Below are 17,248 nucleotides of genomic sequence, written 5' to 3' on the forward strand. Positions count from 1 at the left end.
TCTGTAACACCATTTATCCGCCGGCCCTGCACGGTATCAATGTAGGGAGCTGCCGAAGGCTGCGATCTTTTGATCTTGCTTCTAAAAAACAACATCAAAAGATCGCAGCCTGCGGCAGCTCCTACAGGGGATTGGTGTTGGGTTAGAAGAGCCGGGCGAGCAGGGCGGTGACGGCGGTTTCGACGCGCAGGATGCGTTCGCCCAGTTGCACCGGTTGCAGGCCGGACTTGGCCAGCAGATCGATTTCGTAGGGGATCCAGCCGCCTTCAGGGCCGATGGCCAGTGTCACCGGTTCGCTGAGCGCGCGCGGGCACGGCGGGTAGTTGCCGGGATGGCCGACCAGACCGAGGGTGCCTTCGGTAATCGCCGGCAGCCGATCTTCAACAAACGGCTTGAAGCGCTTCTCGATGATGATCTCCGGCAGCACGGTATCGCGGGCTTGTTCGAGGCCGAGGATCAAGTTTTCGCGAATCGCCTCAGGCTCAAGAAACGGTGTCTGCCAGAAGCTTTTTTCGACCCGATAGCTGTTGACCAGAATCACCTTGGACACGCCCATGGTCGCCACGGTCTGAAACACTCGGCGGAGCATTTTCGGCCGCGGCAGCGCCAGCACGAGAGTCAGCGGCAGTTTGGCCGGTGGCGGCTGATCGAGAGTGACGCGCAGCTCAGCTTCGCCTGTTTCCAGTCGCAGCAACTCAGCCGAACCCATCAGCCCGTTGATGCGCCCGACGCGCAGGCTGTCACCGACTTCCGAACGGTGAACTTCCTGCATATGGGTCAGGCGGCGATCACGCAGCACCACGCGGTCGGCCGCAATGAAATCGGCCTCTTCGAGCAACAGCAGGTTCATGCCTGGGTCGCTGGCGGCTGGTCGTTGTGGTCGTCGGCCGGGTTCTCGTCCGGGCGTTCGCGCTTGCTGATCAGGCCACCGAACAGGATGCCGATTTCGAACAGCATCCACATCGGCACGGCCAGCAGGGTCTGCGAGAAGATGTCCGGCGGCGTCAGGATCATGCCGACCACGAAGCAGCCGATGATCACGTACGGACGGATTTTCTTCAGGTAGGCGACGTCGACCACGCCGATCCACACCAGCAGCACCACGGCCACCGGGATTTCGAACGCCACGCCGAAGGCGAAGAACAGCGTCATGACGAAATCGAGGTAACTGGCGATGTCGGTCATCATTTCCACGCCGGCCGGGGTGGCCGCGGCGAAGAATTTGAAGATCAGCGGGAACACGAAGTAATAGGCGAACGCCATGCCGGTATAGAACAGCAGAATGCTCGACACCAGCAGCGGCACCGCGATGCGTTTCTCATGCTTGTACAGGCCTGGCGCGATAAAGCCCCAGATCTGATGCAGGATCACCGGAATCGCAAGAAACAGCGAGACCATCATCGTCAGCTTCAGCGGCGTCAGGAACGGCGACGACACGTCGGTGGCGATCATCGTCGCACCGACCGGCAGGTACTGGCGCAGCGGCGTCGAGACGAAGGTGTAGATCTGCTGGGTGAAGGCGAACAGCCCGGCGAAGATGATGAAGATCGCCGCCACACAACGCAGCAGACGGGTGCGCAACTCGGTGAGGTGCGAAACCAGCGGCATGTGCTGGTCGTTTTCGGGGAGATCGCTCATGGGGCTCGCGGCGGCAAAGTGGTGTCGTGAGGCGCAGGTGTGATCGGCGCGGCGGTTGGAGATACATGTTCAACCGAAGTTTCTGCAGTAGCGGGCACGGTTTCTGTCGGCGCTACAACGGCAGCAGGTGCAGGTGTCGGAGCAGGTGCAGCGGGCGCATGAATCGTCTGCTGACCCACATGCTCAACCGGCGTCGGTTCCTGTTGAACCGGGCTGAAAATCTTCCGCGCCTCCTGCTCCAGCGACAGAATGTGCTCGTTGTGCAGTTGCCGACGGATCTCGTCGGCACCGATTTCACGTTCAACTTCCTGTTTGATCGCGTTGAAGCTGCGCTTCAGCCGACCGACCCACAGGCCAGCAGTGCGCGCAGCGCCCGGCAGACGCTCGGGGCCCAGCACCAGCAGGGCCACGAGGCCGACGAGCAGCAGTTCAGAGAAGCTGATACCAAACATTAGTCAGTGCTCACACGTCTTTGCGGATCGGCTCTTCGACTTTTTGCGCCTGCACGTCGATGGTGTGCGGCGGGTTGGCCTGAGCGGTGGCTTGCGGCTGCACCGGTGGCACCGGCTGCGCAGGCGTCACGGTTGGATCGGCAGCCGGTTTTTCATCGTCGTTCATGGCTTTGCGAAAGCCCTTGATCGACTCGCCAACGTCGGTGCCGAGGTTTTTCAGTTTCTTGGTGCCGAACACCAGCACCACGACAACCAGGATGACGATCCAGTGTTTCCAGTCAAAAATGCCCATGTTGCTGTTCCTCTCTAAAAATTGTTCAGACGGACGGACGCGAGGCTTTCTCGACGTGTCCGGACAGGCCGAAGCGACGGTCCAGTTCATCCAGCACGGCCTGCGGATGCTGCCCCAGTTGGGCGAGCATGACCATGCTGTGGAACCACAGGTCGGCGGTCTCGTAGATCACGTCGCTGCAGTCGCCGCTGATCGCGGCGTCCTTGGCGGCAATAATGGTTTCGACCGACTCTTCGCCGACTTTCTCCAGAATCTTGTTCAAACCCTTGTGATACAGACTGGCCACATAGGAGCTGTCGGCGGCTGCGCCTTTGCGCTCTTCAAGTACCTGAGCGAGGCGGGTCAGGGTTTCACTCATGTTTGTGTCCTGCGGAATAGATAGCGTGCGGGTCTTTCAGAACCGGGTCGACTATCTTCCAGTCGCCGTTTTCGAAGACACGATAAAAGCAGCTTTGACGGCCGGTATGGCAAGCGATGTCGCCGATCTGTTCAACCATCAGGATGATCACGTCGGCGTCACAGTCCAGACGCATTTCATGCAGGGTCTGCACATGGCCGGACTCTTCGCCCTTGCGCCACAGCTTGCCACGGGAACGTGACCAGTAGATTGCACGGTTTTCCGCAGCGGTCAGTTCGAGCGCTTCGCGGTTCATCCAGGCCATCATTAGCACGCGTCCGGTCTTGTGATCCTGGGCAATCGCCGGCACCAGGCCATCAGCGTCCCACTTGATCTCGTCCAGCCAGTTTTTCATCTTCAATTCCCGAAACGCAGCTACAAGCTTTGAGCTTCAAGCTGCAAGTAAAAGCAGATTGCGGTGTTCCAGTATCGTCAGGCTTGCAGCTCGCAGCTTATAACTTGCAGCTGATTCGTGCTATCGGCGAACGACCAGATACAAGCCCACGGCCACCATGATTCCCGCCGGCCAATGCCCCAATTCGTGCAGCGGGCCACCGATGGCAAGGATCACCCCGCCGGCCAGATGCGCGCAACCGAGCAAGCGCAGGAACCAGCCGTCCTTGCGTTTATGCCATGGCGGAGGCGGGTCGTAGGCGTGCGGCTGGGACATGCGCTCGAGCAGATCACGGGCCATATTCGCCAGGTGCGGCAGTTGCTCCAACTGGCTCTGCACATTGCCCAGCAAGGCTTTCGGGCTGACGCGCTCGCGCATCCAGCGCTCCAGAAACGGCTGCGCGGTGTTCCACAGATCCAGCTCCGGATACAGCTGACGGCCAAGACCTTCGATGTTCAGCAGGGTCTTTTGCAGCAGCACCAGTTGCGGCTGCACTTCCATGTTGAAGCGCCGCGCGGTCTGGAACAGGCGCATCAGCACCTGGCCAAATGAAATATCTTTTAACGGTTTTTCGAAGATCGGTTCGCATACCGTACGTATCGCCGCTTCGAATTCGTTGAGTTTGGTTTCCGCCGGCACCCAGCCAGAATCGATATGCAACTGCGCCACGCGACGGTAGTCACGCTTGAAGAAGGCGAACAGGTTGCGCGCCAGATAATCCTGGTCTTCCGGGGTCAGGCTGCCGACGATGCCGCAGTCGATCGCGATGTACTGCGGGCTCCACGGATTGACGGTGCTGACGAAGATGTTGCCCGGGTGCATGTCGGCGTGGAAGAAACTGTCGCGGAACACTTGGGTGAAGAAGATCTCCACACCGCGTTCGGCAAGCATTTTCATGTCGGTGCGCTGGTCGGCGAGGGTTGCCAGATCGGTGACCTGAATGCCGTAGATACGCTCCATCACCAGCACTTTCGGCCGGCACCAGTCCCAATAGACTTGCGGCACGTAGAGCAGCGGCGAACCTTCGAAGTTACGCTTCAACTGGCTGGCGTTGGCCGCTTCGCGCAGCAGATCCAATTCGTCGTAGATGGTTTTTTCGTAGTCCTGGACCACGTCGACCGGGTGCAGCAGACGTGCGTCGGCAGAGAGTTTTTCAGCGGCGCGGGCGAGGATGAACAGCCACGCCAGATCCTGCGCGATGATCGGCTTCAGGCCCGGCCGGATCACCTTGACCACCACTTCTTCGCCGGTTTTCAGCTGCGCGGCATGCACCTGCGCCACCGAGGCCGAAGCCAGCGGTTCGACGTCGAAACGGCTGAACACGTCGCTGATTTTCTTGCCCAGCTGTTCTTCGATCAGCTTGATCGACAGCTGCGAATCGAACGGCGGCACGCGGTCCTGCAAGCGCATCAGCTCATCGGCGATGTCTTCCGGCAGCAGATCGCGGCGGGTCGAAAGGATTTGCCCGAACTTGATGAAAATCGGCCCGAGATCCTGCAACGCCAGACGCAAACGTGCGCCCCGGCTCAGGTCCAGCGGCTTGCGCGGGAACCAGCGCCACGGCAGCACATAGCGCAGCGCCAGGAGAAACCAGGGCAGCGGCAGATCGAACAGCAGGTCATCGAGGCGGTAGCGGATCACGACAGACTGGATGCGCAACAGACGGCGGACGGCGAGCAGCTTCATGCGTTATCGCTTGGGTCGAGGGATCGGGAAAGGCGCTCGAAACGCGCCTCGAGACGTTCCAGATCAAGTTTGATCCGGTCCAGTTCGCTGAACCGCGCTTCGGCTTCGCGCTGCCCGACAAGGGTGCGCGATTCTTCGGCGAGGTATTCGGCGAGGTTCTGGTTGAGGCTGGCAAATCCTTGTTGATACCAGCGTGCGCGGCTGCGCAGATGGCCACCGACCAGTTGCGTGGCGACCGGGCCGAGCCAGCGCGAGAGTTCGTACTCCCAGTCCAGCTCAAGGTCTTGCAGGACACCCGCCAGCTCCAGCAGCACGCCGCTGTCGCCATCGAGCTCGACTTCCGGGGCGTGCAACACCGCGGTCTTGTCTTTGCTCACGGCCAGTTTGATCAGGCTCGAGGCCGGCGCACGCAGGGTGCAGTCGACGCCGGTTTCCCAGTGCGAGGCCAGCATCAGACCTTCGTCGCTCGGCAGGATGAACAGTTGCAGCGCCGGGCTGCGGCAGTCGACGGCAATCACCTTGCCAGTCAAATGCGCCAGCCGCGGCAACGCCGTGCTGTCGAGACGCAGCACCCGGTTGAGGCCGAGTTCAACGCTGGCGAGCAGCCCGGTGAGCAACATCAGGGCTTGATGCCACGGTGCAGGGCGACGATGCCTGCGGTCATGTTGTGATAGGTCACGCGGTCAAAACCGGCGTCGACCATCATCGACTTCAGGGTTTCCTGATTCGGGTGCATGCGGATCGATTCGGCCAGGTAGCGATAGCTTTCCGAGTCGTTGGTGATCAGCTTGCCCATCAGTGGCATGAAGGCGAACGAGTAGGCGTCGTAGGCTTTCGACATCAGCGCGTTGGTCGGCTTGGAGAATTCCAGCACCAGCAGGCGTCCGCCGGGCTTGAGCACGCGCAGCATCGAACGCAGGGCGTCTTCTTTATGCGTCACGTTGCGCAGGCCGAAGGCGATGGTCACGCAATCGAAATGGTTGTCCGGGAACGGCAGTTTTTCTGCGTCTGCCTGAACGAATTCGACGTTGCCGGCGACACCCAGATCCAGCAGGCGGTCACGACCGACCTTGAGCATCGATTCGTTGATGTCGGCCAAAACGACCTGACCGGTCGGGCCGACCAGGTGCGAGAACTTTTTGGTCAGGTCACCGGTACCGCCGGCGATGTCGAGCACGCGGTTACCGCTGCGCACGCCCGACAATTCGATCGCGAAACGCTTCCACAGACGGTGCATGCCGCCCGACAGAAGGTCATTCATCAGGTCGTACTTGGCGGCTACCGAGTGGAAAACCTCAGCGACTTTTTCCGCTTTCTGGCTTTCCGGAACGTTTTTGAAGCCGAAGTGAGTGGTGGGTTCGGCATCGCTGCCTTTGCGCTGATCAGTCATATCGCTGTCACCAAAAGAGAATGCGCGACATTCTAATCCCCAAGCCATGCTTTGTCTTGGAATGGCTAAAGGTAAGATGGGCAACCCTCGGGACGATTTGCCGCAGCGGCGGTCAAGATTTACCGACACATCTTTTTCGCCCCATTCAAAAAGCAGGAGTCAATCAATGGCCAAAATCACTGTTGAGCGTGCCCACAATCTGGGTAAGGAAGCCGCCCGCGAGAAGGCCGACAAGCTGGCGCAGAAACTCTCCGAGCAATATGGCCTGGAGCCGCAATGGTCCGGCGACACCCTGAACCTCAAGCGCTCGGGCGTGAAAGGTGCGGTGCATGTGGCGGACGATTCGATCAAGGTCGACGTGGAACTGGGCATCATGATGTCGGCCATGAGCGGCATGATCAAAGCCGAGATCGAAAAAGCCCTCGATAAAGCCCTGGTCTGATCGCGATTTTCGGTAAACCGAGATCCCCTGTGGGAGCGAGCCTGCTCGCGAAAGCGGTGCGTCAGTCGACTCAAATATTGACTGATACACCGTTTTCGCGAGCAGGCTCGCTCCCACATTTGTTTTGTGTACGGCCAGAGGTTCATGTCAGTTGTTAGGGTGCCGTTTCTAATTTTTCTGCCTACTTTGTGCCTGAGCCCGACACTTTCGCGGGCAGTTCCTCAAACCTTCTGCGCGTGAGGTGCACCATGGCCAAAGTAATTTTGAAGAAAAAAATCGACGCTTCGACTTCTGCTCTGAGCGACGTCAAATCCTATGCCCGCAAGATCTGGCTGGCAGGCCTGGGTGCCTACGCCAAGGTCGGCCAAGAGGGCAGCGATTACTTTCAAGAGTTGATTAAGGCTGGTCAAACTGTTGAAAAGAAAGGCAAAAAAGCCGTCACCGAAAAACTCGAAGCGGCCAACGCCGAGATCGATGAAGCCAAGAGCGAAGTGAGTTCTTTCAAAGGTCGTGTCGAAGTTCAACTCGACAAGGTCGAGAAAGCTTTCGACACCCGCGTAGCAAGCGCCTTGAATCGTATCGGCATTCCGTCTAAACATGACGTTGAGACACTCTCTGCTAAGCTCGATGAGCTGACGGCATTGCTCGAACGCGTCGCGCGTAAATCTTAAGGAGAACGGGATGGCTGGTAAAAAGAACACCGATAAAGAAGGCAGCTCGTGGATCGGGAAAGTCGAAGACTACTCCCGCAAGATCTGGCTGGCTGGTTTAGGCGTGTACTCGAAGATCGACACTGACGGCAGCAAGCTCTTCGATACATTGGTCAAAGACGGCGAGAAAGCCGAGAAGCTCACCAAGTCCGCAGTCGGCAAAAAAGTCGATGCCGCCAAGGACTCCGCTTCTTCGGCCAAGTCGCGCATCAGCGGCGTGAAAGATCGCGCACTGGGCAAGTGGGACGAGCTGGAAGGGGCTTTCGACAAGCGCCTGAACAGTGCGATCTCGCGCCTCGGTGTACCGAGCCGCAATGAAGTCAAAGCGCTCAATAGCAAGGTCGACACACTGACCAAACAGATCGAAAAACTCACCGGTCTGAAGGCTCAACCTGTGGCGGCGAAAACCGCTGCGGCAAAACCGGCAGCGAAAACTGCGGCGGCCAAACCAGCGGCAAAATCCGCTGCCAAGCCTCTGGCCAAAGCGGCGGCTAAACCCGCAGCAAAAGCAGCGGCCAAGCCTGCAGCAAAAACCGCAGCGGCCAAGCCAGCCAAAGCAGCCGCCAAACCGGTTGCCGCCAAAGCCGCAGCCAAACCGGCAGCAAAACCTGCGGCCAAAACTGCAGCGAAACCAGCCGCAAAGCCAGCCGCGAAAACCGCGGCCGCCAAACCGGCTGCCAAGCCAGCAGCGAAACCGGCTGCAGCTAAAAAACCGGCAGTGAAAAAACCGGCCGCGCCGAAAGCCGCAGCGCTGAAGCCAGCAGCACCTGCTGCAGCCAAGCCGGCTACCCCGGCAGCTCCGGTGAGCGCGTCGAACTCCGCCGCCGCACCGACTCCGGCGGCCACCCCGACTGCTGTATCGACGCCGTCGACGCCAACCAGTCAGTCCTGATTCTTCAGGGCAAAACAAAACGCCCGGCCTGTGAAGGTCGGGCGTTTTTGTATCTGAATTCCAACAGCCCCTCACCCTAGCCCTCTCCCAGAGGGAGAGGGGACCGACCGAGGTGTCTCACGCTATACGCCGACCTGAAAGACCTTATCGATTATGGATTCGGTAACGCACTGTCAGGTCGGCGTACTTCTACAGCATCCCCCAATCAGTCCCCTCTCCCTCTGGGAGAGGGCTAGGGTGAGGGGCTTTTGATTCAGTCATGGTCTTCAAGATACTGAAGAGCCATCCGCTCCGTGGCGACCTTAACCGGCGGCAGCAAATGCGGCGCCACCAGCATCATGATCTGATAAACCACCAGCCTGACCTCCCCTTCACGATCAAGGATCCGCTGATAATCCAGCGAAAACAGCAACGTCATGGTGATCTGCTCCACCAACTGCCCCAACGCCTGCGTATCACTGACCAACTGCCCCGCAGCCTTCAATCGCGCCAGTAACGACGCCAGCGTGCGCTTCAGCGCATTGAGCAAATGTCGAATGCCCTTGGCCAGTTTCGGCAACCGTCCAGCCAAGTTCGACAGGTCCTGAAACAGAAACCGATACTGCGCCAGCCGCTCGACGATCAAATGCAGAAACAGCCAGTAATCCTCCGGCGCCAATTCCACATCCGAGGGCGGATCGAGCAGTGGCGCCAGTTCATTCTGGAAGCGTTCAAACAACCCGAGAATAAGCGGTTCCTTGCCGTGGAAGTGGTAGTAGAGGTTGCCCGGGCTGATCCCCATTTCGTTGGCGACCTCCATGGTGGAGACGTTCGGCTCGCCCTTTTCGTTGAACAGTTGCAAAGCACATTCGAGAATCCGGTCGCGGGTTTTCATCCAGTCTTCTTAGAAAAGTTCGGTTAAGCGTCAGCGCACACGCACGTAAGTACCGGGCGCTGCCTCCATCGGTGGATAGTTCGGATTGCCGAGGGTGAACGAGGTTTCGTGCTGGGCGCCGGAGCGATGCTGAATCCACTCCAGCCACTGCGGCCACCAACTGCCATCGACGTGCTTGCCGTCGTAATACCAGGCGCGCGGGTCGCTGCTCATTTTGCCGTTCTCGACGTACGCGGCTTTCGCGTTGCTTGGTGGGTTGAGGATGCTCTGCACATGGCCGCTGTTGGACAGCACGAAACGCCGCTCGCCACCGAGTAGCAGGGTCGAGCGATACACCGCATCCCACGGGGTGATGTGGTCGTTCATGCCGGCGACGCTGAAGCTGTCGACGGTGACTTTCTGCAGATCGATGGGCGTGCCGCAAACCTCCAGACCACCCGGATGGGTCAGTGGGTTGTGCTTGAAGAAGTCCAGCAGGTCACCGTGAAATGCCGCCGGCAGGCGGGTGTTGTCGTTGTTCCAGTAGAGGATGTCGAAGGCCGGTGGCTCTTTGCCCAACAGGTAGTTGTTGACGAAGTAGCTCCAGATCAAATCATTGGGACGCATCCAGGCGAAGATCCTGGCCATGTCGCGACCGTCGAGCACGCCTTTCTGATAGGAACGGCGCTTGGCGGCTTCGAGGGTTTGTTCGTCGGCGAACAGCGTGGCCGGGGTTTCGATCTGGCTGTCGAGCAGGCTGACCAGATAGGTCGCGCTGGAGACCCGGCGCAGCTGCCGCTTGGCCTGCAGGTGGCCTTGCAGGGCGGCGATGGTCAGCCCGCCTGCGCAGGCGCCCATCAGGTTGACCTCGCGGGCACCGGTGATCGCCCGGCAGATGTTCATCGCTTCCTCCACCGCTTCGACGTAGGTCGACAGGCCCCATTCGCGATGGCGTACATCCGGGTTGCGCCAGCTGATCATGAAGGTCTGCAAGCCGTTCTTCAGGGCGTACTGGACGAAGCTGTTGTGCGGGCTCAGGTCGAAAATGTAGTACTTGTTGATTTGCGGCGGCACCACCAACAGTGGTTTGGCGTACTGTTTTTCGCTCATCGGTTTGTACTGGATCAGCTCCAGCATCTCGTTGCGAAACACCACCGAACCGGTGGTGGTGGCGACGGTCTTGCCGACCTCGAAAGCCTGTTTGGTCACTTGGCGCGGCAGGCCGTCGTTGTGCAGCAAGTCATCGAATAAATGGCTGAGGCCGCGCACCAGGCTGTGTCCACCGGAGTTGAACAGCTCCTTGACCGCCAGCGGATTGAGCAGGGTGTTGGACGGCGCCACGGCGTCGTTGAGCAGGGTGAAGGCGAAGTGCGCGCGGGCGCGATCGTCATCGCTCATGTTGCTTTCATCGATCCAGCTTTTGACCTGCTTCTGCCAGGCCAGATAGGCCTGCAGGCTGCGCCGGTAAAACGGGTTCAGGCTCCACGCCGGATCGGCGAAACGGCTGTCGTTCGTGTTGGTTGGGTGCAGGGTCTCGCCGAGCAATACGCGGCCCAATTGGCCGCCGAGTTTCAAGGCATGCTTCGCACTGTGGATCGGGTTGCGCAGACCGTGGGCGGCGACACTGCGCAAGGTCGAAATCAAATCCCGCCCACGCAAGCCGGTAATCGCACTTTGTGCATTGATGAACACGGCGGGGCTGGGCACTACGCCCGTCGCTGGTTTGTCGCGCATGACTCAACACTCCTTCGTCTTCAGGCCAAAAACAAACTCACCGAACCAGAACACCATAGACGCTGTTGCGGGTTGCTGCCTGCGCGGCGTCCTGCCGCGCACTCTTTCTTGAAGCACTGCATAAAGCCTGCCGCCAGCGTTAACCGCCCAGCGGTGTCGGATGCGGGTGCATCACCGCGCGCTGACGTTCCTCCTGGAGGAATTTCATGATGATCGGCGCCACCGCTTCGGCGCGGGTAATCAGGAACAGATGACCGTCGTCGATGATGTGCAGTTGGGCGTTGGGAATGCGCCAGGCGAGCATGCGCATGTTGATCAGCGGGATCAGCGGATCGTCATCGCCGGCCAGCACCAGCGTCGGCTGATGGATCTTGTGCAGCCAATGAATGCTGGTCCAGCCGAGGCCGGCGAACAGTTGCCAGTAGTAACCGAGCTTGCCCGCCGAACGCACTTTCGCCGCGTGGCTGGCGGCCAGGGTCGGATCGCGGCGGAACGAGCCGCCGTAGATCAGCGGGGCGATGCGGATCACATGGGAAGGCTGAATGTAGCGCCGGGGACTGGCCATCATCCACAGCACTTTCGGTTTGCCCGGCACCATCACCGCACCGGCAGCGGTCGCCGCCAACACCAGTTTCTTGCAGCGCTCGGGGTAGTCGTAGGCGAACTGCTGCGCGAGCGCACCGCCCCACGACACGCCGATCACGTTGACCTGACCGTAGTCGAGGTAATCGAGCATCCGCGCGGTGAGCTTGGCCAGCCCGGGAAAGCGGTACGGCCGGTTCGGCGTCGAGGAACCGCCGACACCGGGCACGTCGAAGGCGATCACTTCCAGATCCGGGTCCAGCGCCGCGACAAACGGAAACACCAGCTCCAGGTTGGCGCCGATGCCGTTGAAAATCAGCAAGGGCGTCAAGTGAGGCTTGCCGGGGCGTACCGCCGTGCGGAGGGTCTGGCCATCCAGATCGACGGTACGGAATATGAACGGTTGCGGCATGCGTCAGGCCCTTCGGGTTAGAGTGGAGCAGCTACAAGCCGCAAGCTTCAAGCAGAACCTGCTCAGCTTGCGGCTCGTAACTTGTGGCTTGCCGCTATCTTTCGTGAACGTAAGTGCCCGGCGATGCTTCACCCGCCGGATACGCCTTGTTGCCCAGTTTCACCGGGGCCTTTTTCAGGTTGCCCGAGCGCTCGGCCTGCCACGTCTGCCAGTACAGCCACCAGGAGTCGGTGTGCTTGGTCGAGTTCTCTTGCCATTCATCGGCATTGGCAGCCACTTCTTCGCTGGTCATGTAGCGCGATTTCGGGTTGCCCGGCGGGTTCAGGATGCTCTGGATATGCCCGCTGCTCGACAGCACGAACTCCACCTTGCCACCGAACAATTGCGCCGACTTGTAGCAGGACTTCCACGGCGTGATGTGGTCGTTGGTGCCAGCCAGCGAGAAGATGTCGGCCGTGACCTGCTTGAGGTCGATCGGTGTGCCGCACACTTCCAGTGCATTCGGGCGAATCAGTGGGTTGTTTTTGAACATCTCGATCAGGTCGCCGTGGAACGCGGCGGGCAACCGGGTGGTGTCGTTGTTCCAGAACAGGATGTCGAACACCGGAGGCTCGTTGCCGAGCAGGTAGTTGTTGACCCAGTAGTTCCAGATCAGATCGTTGGGGCGCATCCACGCGAAGACCTTGGCCATGTCTTTGCCTTCGAGCACGCCGGCCTGATACGAGTGGCGCTTGGCGGTCTCCAGGGTCTGCTCGTCGACGAACAGGGCGACGTCGCTGTCCAGGGTCGTGTCGAGCACGCTGACCAGCAGCGTGAGGGCATTGACCTTCTTCTCGCCGATCGCCGCGTAGTGGCCGAGCAGGGCGGTGCAGGTGATGCCGCCGGAGCAGGCGCCGAGCATGTTCACGTCTTTGCTGCCGGTGATCGCGGTGACCACGTCGACCGCTTCTTTCAGCGCATCGATGTAGGTCGACAGGCCCCACTCACGCTGCGCCTTGGTCGGGTTGCGCCAGCTGACGATAAACGTCTGCACGTTATTGCGCAGGCAGAAGCGCGCCAGACTCTTGTCCGGGCTCAAATCGAATACGTAGAACTTGTTGATCTGCGGCGGCACCACCAGCAATGGACGCTCGTGGACTTGCTCGGTGATCGGCTTGTACTGGATCAGCTCCAGCACGTCGTTGCGAAACACCACCGCGCCTTCGGTGACACCGAGGCTCTTGCCGACCTCGAACGCGCCCATGTTGACCTGGCTCGGCATGCCGCCGTTATGTACCAGATCCTTGGCCAGATGCGAGAGGCCATCGAGCAGGCTCTTGCCGCCGGTTTCGAAAAAGCGTTTTACCGCGGCCGGGTTGGCAGCAGTGTTGGTCGGGGCCATGGCTTCGGTCATCAGGTTGATGACGAAGTGGCCGCGGGCGATGTCTTTGGGGGAGAGACTGCTGTCATCAATCCAGGCATGGAGTTCCTTGCGCCACGCCAGGTAGGTTTGCAGATAACGTTTGTAGAGCGGGTTCTGGCTCCACGCAGGATCAGCGAAGCGACGGTCATCGCCAGCCGGTTGCAGTTCGGATTTGCCGAACAACACGTTCTTCAGTTCGAGGCCGAAATGGGTGACGTGCTTGACGCTATGGATCGGTTGTCTGATGGCCTGTTTCAGCACCATACGAGCAGAGGCCAGCAGATCCTTTCCGCGTAGCCCAACGACGGGATTAAGCCCCAGGGTGTTTTCCGAGGCTTGGTACTTCAGGTCATCGTTATTCTTGTTACTCATCTACGACGCTCCATTGTCCTGAGACGAGTACCCGGTTTTCTGCTGTGCAGTTCCACAGCCAATGCCAGGTACTACTGCTCGGGTGACCGTTAATTCTGCATAGCTGCTTTACAGTCGTAGAGCATTGCAGGGAACTTGCCAGCTCCATTGGTTACCCGAGTTTAATTTTTTTCGCAAGCAGGCCGATCCTCGGCCACACAGCAGAGCATTCAAACAGATGAATTTAGAAAATGCCCTCTAATGAGCGCAAGGCTCGGGCTAGAGCATCAGCTTGACGATCGACTCGTTCGGGTCGCGGGTTTTTCCGGCAGCTTTGAGCTCGGCCAGATAATCGGCCCAGAGTGCGTCATGACGTCGCCCCAGCTCGTAGAGATAATCCCAGGTGAACAAGCCGCTGTCGTGACCGTCGTCGAAGGTCAGTTTCAGTGCGTAGTGACCGGCCGGTTCCAGCTTGCTCAGACCGACGTTGAGCTTGCCGAATTGCAGGATCGGTTTGCCGTGGCCCTGAACCTCGGCGGAGGGGGAATGCACGCGCAGAAACTCGGCGGGCAGGGTGTACTCCTCGCCGGACGCGTAGGTGAGCGTCAGGGTTTTCGAGGCTTTGTGCAGTTTGATGTCGGTGGGAATCATAAAAACAGCCCTGAGCTACAAGCAACAAGCTGCAAGCTTAACTCAGCCCGCAGCTTGTCGCTTGCAGCTCGGAGCTTGCCGCTCTACAGAATGTAGCGGGACAGGTCTTCGTTCTGCGCCAATTCGCCGAGGTGGCTGTTGACGTATTCGGCGTCGATCAGAATCGGCTTCTCATCGTGGGAGCTGGCCAGATCGCCGGCGCTGAACGACACCTCTTCGAGCAGACGCTCCAGCAGCGTGTGCAAGCGACGGGCACCGATGTTCTCGGTCTTCTCGTTGACCTGCCAGGCGATCTCCGCCAGACGCTTGATGCCTTCGGGCTGGAACTGGATGTTCAGGCCTTCGGTTTTCAGCAGCGCGCAGTATTGCTCGGTGAGCGAGGCATGCGGTTCGCTGAGGATGCGTTCGAAGTCCGACGGGCTCAGCGCTTTGAGTTCAACGCGGATCGGCAGGCGACCTTGCAACTCAGGCACCAGATCGCTCGGCTTGCTCAGGTGGAACGCACCGGACGCGATGAACAGGATGTGGTCGGTCTTGACCATGCCCAGTTTGGTGTTGACGGTGCAGCCTTCGATCAGCGGCAGCAGGTCGCGCTGCACGCCTTCACGGGACACATCGGCGCCGCCAACGTTGCCGCGCTTGGCGACTTTGTCGATCTCGTCGATGAACACGATGCCGTGCTGTTCAACCGCTTCCAGCGCTTTGGCCTTCAGCTCTTCTTCATTGACCAGACGCCCGGCTTCTTCGTCGCGCACCAGCTTCAGCGCTTCTTTGACCTTGAGCTTGCGCGCCTTCTTCTTGCCCTTGCCCATGTTGGCGAACAAGGACTGCAACTGGTTGGTCATCTCTTCCATGCCAGGCGGCGTGGCGATCTCGATGCCGGCCACTTCGGCGACTTCGATCTCGATTTCCTTGTCATCCAGCTGACCTTCGCGCAGGCGCTTGCGGAACAGCTGACGGGTGTTGGAATCGCTGCTCGGCGCTTCTTCATTGCTGAAGCCCATGCGCGCCGGCGGCAGCAGTGCGTCGAGGATACGATCCTCGGCGGCGTCTTCGGCGCGATGGCGCACGCGGGTCATTTCCTGCTCGCGGAGCATCTTGATCGCGGCGTCGGCCAGATCACGGATGATCGATTCGACGTCACGGCCGACGTAGCCGACTTCGGTGAACTTGGTCGCTTCGACCTTGATGAACGGCGCGTTGGCCAGTTTCGCCAGGCGACGGGCGATTTCGGTTTTACCGACTCCGGTCGGGCCGATCATCAGGATGTTCTTCGGGGTCACTTCAACGCGCAGCTCTTCAGGCAGCTGCATGCGGCGCCAGCGGTTGCGCAGGGCAATCGCGACGGCGCGCTTGGCATCGTCCTGGCCGATGATGTGGCGGTTGAGTTCGTGGACGATTTCGCGGGGAGTCATGGACATAGTAATTGACGGTCCTCAAGCAGAAACAAGCCGTGGCACAGGGCCGCGTCAGGCTTATTCAGCGAGATCCTGCTCCTCAATGGTCTGAGTGTGGTTGGTGAATACACAGATGTCGCCGGCGATGCCGAGGGCGGTTTCGACGATTTCACGGGCCGACAGGTCGGTCTTTTTCAACAGGGCACTGGCCGCAGCCTGCGCGTAACCGCCGCCGGAACCCATGGCGATCAGGCCATCTTCGGGTTCGACCACGTCACCGTTGCCAGTGATGATCAACGAGGCGTCCTTGTTGGCGACCGCGAGCATGGCTTCGAGGCGGCTCAGGGAGCGGTCGGTGCGCCATTCTTTGGCGAGTTCGACCGCGGCGCGCACCAGGTGGCCCTGATGTTTTTCAAGCTGGCCTTCGAAACGTTCGAAGAGGGTAAAGGCGTCGGCAGTGGCACCGGCAAAACCGGCGATGACCTGGCCGTGGTACAGGCGACGGACTTTTTTCGCGTTGCCTTTCATCACGGTATTGCCGAGAGAAACCTGGCCGTCGCCGCCCATGACGACTTTGCCGTGACGGCGGACTGAAACGATGGTGGTCAAGGGAAGAGTCTCCACACAGCGGGGCGAAAGTGCCTTATGCCCATTCATATGGGGGTGCTGGAGAGGATTTCAACCGGGGAGGGTGCGGAGGGACGAACGGCGGGGACTGATCAGGGATATGTGGTGTTGCAAACATTGCCTTCGCGAGCAGGCTCGCTCCCACAGGGACAGCGCATATCCTGTGGGAGCGAGCCTGCTCCGGGCGGCGTTCCGACGAAGAACGATGACGCGGTGCTACTGACGAAATCAGCGGCTCTGGCGTTGTTGTAACAACAGGTTGCTGAAGCCGGCGCCGGCCAGTTGTTTCTGCGCGGTGGTCAGTTGTTCGCGGTTGCTGAACGGCCCGACCAATACGCGATACCAGGTTTCATCCTTCACCGTGCCGGACTCAACCGCTACCGCCTGACCAAGCAGAATGATCTGCGCACGCACCTTGTCGGCATCGGTTTCCTTGCGGAACGAACCGGCCTGCAAGAAGAACTTGGTCACCGGCGCGGCTTTGCTCACCGGCGGTGCTGGCGGCGGGGTAATCCCGGCCAGTGCTGCCTGCGCGCGCGCAGTGTCGATCTTCGCCGCTTCTGCCGGTGTCACTGGCGTGGTCGGGATGGCCGGCACTTGTGGCGTCGGCAGGGTCTTCTCCGGGACGGCGTCCGGCGGCACGATCACTTCCGATTCCGGCAGCAGGGTGTAGAAGTCGTACTTCGGCTTCACCGGTTGCGTCGGGCTCGGCGGGGTCTTGTTGGCCTCGGCGATCTTCGACGCTTTCTGCTGTTGCGCCTGTTCGACCTTCTCACGTTTGACCGTGTCGCTACCCTTGCCCGGCTCCAGCTTCATCAGAAACACGATGAACGCGCCGACCGTGAGGCCGATGGCCATCCACAGCCAGCCCGGAATCGGTTGCTTCGCAGGAGCTTGGTAACGGCTGGCGCCACGCTTGGGTGCAGGTTTTTTCTTGGCAGCCAAC

The 17,248-nt window shown here is 60.0% G+C and carries 20 protein-coding genes; 3 read left to right on the forward strand and 17 right to left on the reverse strand.

All coding sequences use genetic code 11. The annotated features are described in order from the left end of the window. Window positions 1-142: 142 nt before the first annotated feature. The 9 genes from HU718_RS02920 to ubiE all read right to left on the reverse strand — a co-directional run bounded on the left by HU718_RS02920 (window position 143) and on the right by ubiE (window position 6,249). Window positions 143-850, reverse strand: a complete 708-nt coding sequence (locus tag HU718_RS02920; RefSeq protein WP_186613011.1) for a 16S rRNA (uracil(1498)-N(3))-methyltransferase — start codon at window positions 848-850, stop codon at window positions 143-145. Then, window positions 847-1,638 carry a twin-arginine translocase subunit TatC gene (gene tatC / locus HU718_RS02925; RefSeq protein ID WP_007909342.1) on the reverse strand — a complete coding sequence of 264 codons (792 nt, stop codon included), beginning with the start codon at window positions 1,636-1,638 and terminating at the stop codon, window positions 847-849. The genes HU718_RS02920 and tatC overlap by 4 nt, the downstream gene beginning before the upstream one ends. Beyond that, window positions 1,635-2,090 (reverse strand): Sec-independent protein translocase protein TatB, encoded by a 456-nt coding sequence (gene tatB, locus HU718_RS02930; RefSeq protein WP_102899531.1) that lies wholly within the window; start codon window positions 2,088-2,090, stop codon window positions 1,635-1,637. The genes tatC and tatB overlap by 4 nt, the downstream gene beginning before the upstream one ends. 10 nt (window positions 2,091-2,100) lie before the next feature. Beyond that, the gene (locus HU718_RS02935) at window positions 2,101-2,382 is read right to left on the reverse strand and encodes a twin-arginine translocase TatA/TatE family subunit (RefSeq protein WP_003220847.1); all 282 of its coding nucleotides are present in this window, start codon (window positions 2,380-2,382) and stop codon (window positions 2,101-2,103) included. Window positions 2,383-2,407: 25 nt separating this feature from the next. Beyond that, window positions 2,408-2,740: a phosphoribosyl-ATP diphosphatase gene (locus HU718_RS02940; protein WP_186613010.1), complete on the reverse strand. Its 333-nt coding sequence runs from the start codon at window positions 2,738-2,740 to the stop codon at window positions 2,408-2,410. Next, window positions 2,733-3,134 carry a phosphoribosyl-AMP cyclohydrolase gene (gene hisI, locus HU718_RS02945; protein ID WP_186613008.1) on the reverse strand — a complete coding sequence of 134 codons (402 nt, stop codon included), beginning with the start codon at window positions 3,132-3,134 and terminating at the stop codon, window positions 2,733-2,735. Before hisI ends, HU718_RS02940 begins: the two co-directional genes overlap by 8 nt. A 120-nt stretch (window positions 3,135-3,254) precedes the next feature. Further along, window positions 3,255-4,859, reverse strand: coding sequence for a ubiquinone biosynthesis regulatory protein kinase UbiB (ubiB, locus tag HU718_RS02950; protein WP_186613006.1), 1,605 nt, complete (start codon window positions 4,857-4,859; stop codon window positions 3,255-3,257). Beyond that, window positions 4,856-5,479 carry a ubiquinone biosynthesis accessory factor UbiJ gene (locus HU718_RS02955; protein WP_007909360.1) on the reverse strand — a complete coding sequence of 208 codons (624 nt, stop codon included), beginning with the start codon at window positions 5,477-5,479 and terminating at the stop codon, window positions 4,856-4,858. Before HU718_RS02955 ends, ubiB begins: the two co-directional genes overlap by 4 nt. After that, window positions 5,479-6,249: a bifunctional demethylmenaquinone methyltransferase/2-methoxy-6-polyprenyl-1,4-benzoquinol methylase UbiE gene (gene ubiE, locus HU718_RS02960; protein ID WP_008080626.1), complete on the reverse strand. Its 771-nt coding sequence runs from the start codon at window positions 6,247-6,249 to the stop codon at window positions 5,479-5,481. Before ubiE ends, HU718_RS02955 begins: the two co-directional genes overlap by 1 nt. A gap of 166 nt (window positions 6,250-6,415) precedes the next feature. Here ubiE and HU718_RS02965 point away from each other — a divergent pair, with 166 nt between their 5' ends. The 3 genes from HU718_RS02965 (at window position 6,416) to HU718_RS02975 (ending at window position 8,293) form a co-directional block, all read left to right on the forward strand. Beyond that, entirely contained in the window at window positions 6,416-6,691 is a 276-nt protein-coding gene (locus HU718_RS02965; protein WP_077570393.1) for a polyhydroxyalkanoic acid system family protein, read from the forward strand. A gap of 248 nt (window positions 6,692-6,939) precedes the next feature. After that, entirely contained in the window at window positions 6,940-7,362 is a 423-nt protein-coding gene (locus HU718_RS02970; RefSeq protein WP_122599416.1) for a phasin family protein, read from the forward strand. Window positions 7,363-7,372: 10 nt separating this feature from the next. Beyond that, entirely contained in the window at window positions 7,373-8,293 is a 921-nt protein-coding gene (locus HU718_RS02975; RefSeq protein ID WP_186613004.1) for a phasin family protein, read from the forward strand. Between the two features lie 253 nt (window positions 8,294-8,546). Here the strand turns inward: HU718_RS02975 and HU718_RS02980 are convergent, their stop codons facing one another. From HU718_RS02980 to HU718_RS03015, 8 genes are all read right to left on the reverse strand, one after another. After that, window positions 8,547-9,167, reverse strand: coding sequence for a TetR/AcrR family transcriptional regulator (locus HU718_RS02980; RefSeq protein ID WP_038360043.1), 621 nt, complete (start codon window positions 9,165-9,167; stop codon window positions 8,547-8,549). 30 nt (window positions 9,168-9,197) lie between these two features. Continuing rightward, window positions 9,198-10,880: a class II poly(R)-hydroxyalkanoic acid synthase gene (gene phaC / locus HU718_RS02985; protein WP_186613002.1), complete on the reverse strand. Its 1,683-nt coding sequence runs from the start codon at window positions 10,878-10,880 to the stop codon at window positions 9,198-9,200. Between the two features lie 139 nt (window positions 10,881-11,019). Beyond that, a complete protein-coding gene (gene phaZ, locus HU718_RS02990) occupies window positions 11,020-11,874 on the reverse strand; it encodes a poly(3-hydroxyalkanoate) depolymerase (protein ID WP_007909378.1) in 855 nt (284 codons plus the stop codon). A 94-nt stretch (window positions 11,875-11,968) separates the two neighbouring features. After that, window positions 11,969-13,648, reverse strand: a complete 1,680-nt coding sequence (gene phaC, locus HU718_RS02995; RefSeq protein ID WP_102899527.1) for a class II poly(R)-hydroxyalkanoic acid synthase — start codon at window positions 13,646-13,648, stop codon at window positions 11,969-11,971. A gap of 258 nt (window positions 13,649-13,906) precedes the next feature. Beyond that, complete coding sequence (locus tag HU718_RS03000; protein WP_095120731.1) at window positions 13,907-14,278, reverse strand: gamma-butyrobetaine hydroxylase family protein; 372 nt, start codon at window positions 14,276-14,278, stop codon at window positions 13,907-13,909. 83 nt (window positions 14,279-14,361) lie between these two features. Continuing rightward, the gene (gene hslU, locus HU718_RS03005; RefSeq protein ID WP_175552953.1) at window positions 14,362-15,699 is read right to left on the reverse strand and encodes an ATP-dependent protease ATPase subunit HslU; all 1,338 of its coding nucleotides are present in this window, start codon (window positions 15,697-15,699) and stop codon (window positions 14,362-14,364) included. 54 nt (window positions 15,700-15,753) lie between these two features. Further along, window positions 15,754-16,284 carry an ATP-dependent protease subunit HslV gene (gene hslV / locus HU718_RS03010; protein ID WP_016984593.1) on the reverse strand — a complete coding sequence of 177 codons (531 nt, stop codon included), beginning with the start codon at window positions 16,282-16,284 and terminating at the stop codon, window positions 15,754-15,756. A 246-nt stretch (window positions 16,285-16,530) separates the two neighbouring features. Further along, on the reverse strand, window positions 16,531-17,247 hold the full coding sequence (locus HU718_RS03015) for an SPOR domain-containing protein (protein ID WP_007909385.1): 717 nt from the start codon (window positions 17,245-17,247) through the stop codon (window positions 16,531-16,533). Between the last annotated feature and the right edge of the window lies 1 nt (window position 17,248).

Origin of the sequence: Pseudomonas tensinigenes, assembly GCF_014268445.2 — a bacterium.
Taxonomy (GTDB): Bacteria; Pseudomonadota; Gammaproteobacteria; order Pseudomonadales; family Pseudomonadaceae; genus Aquipseudomonas; species Aquipseudomonas tensinigenes.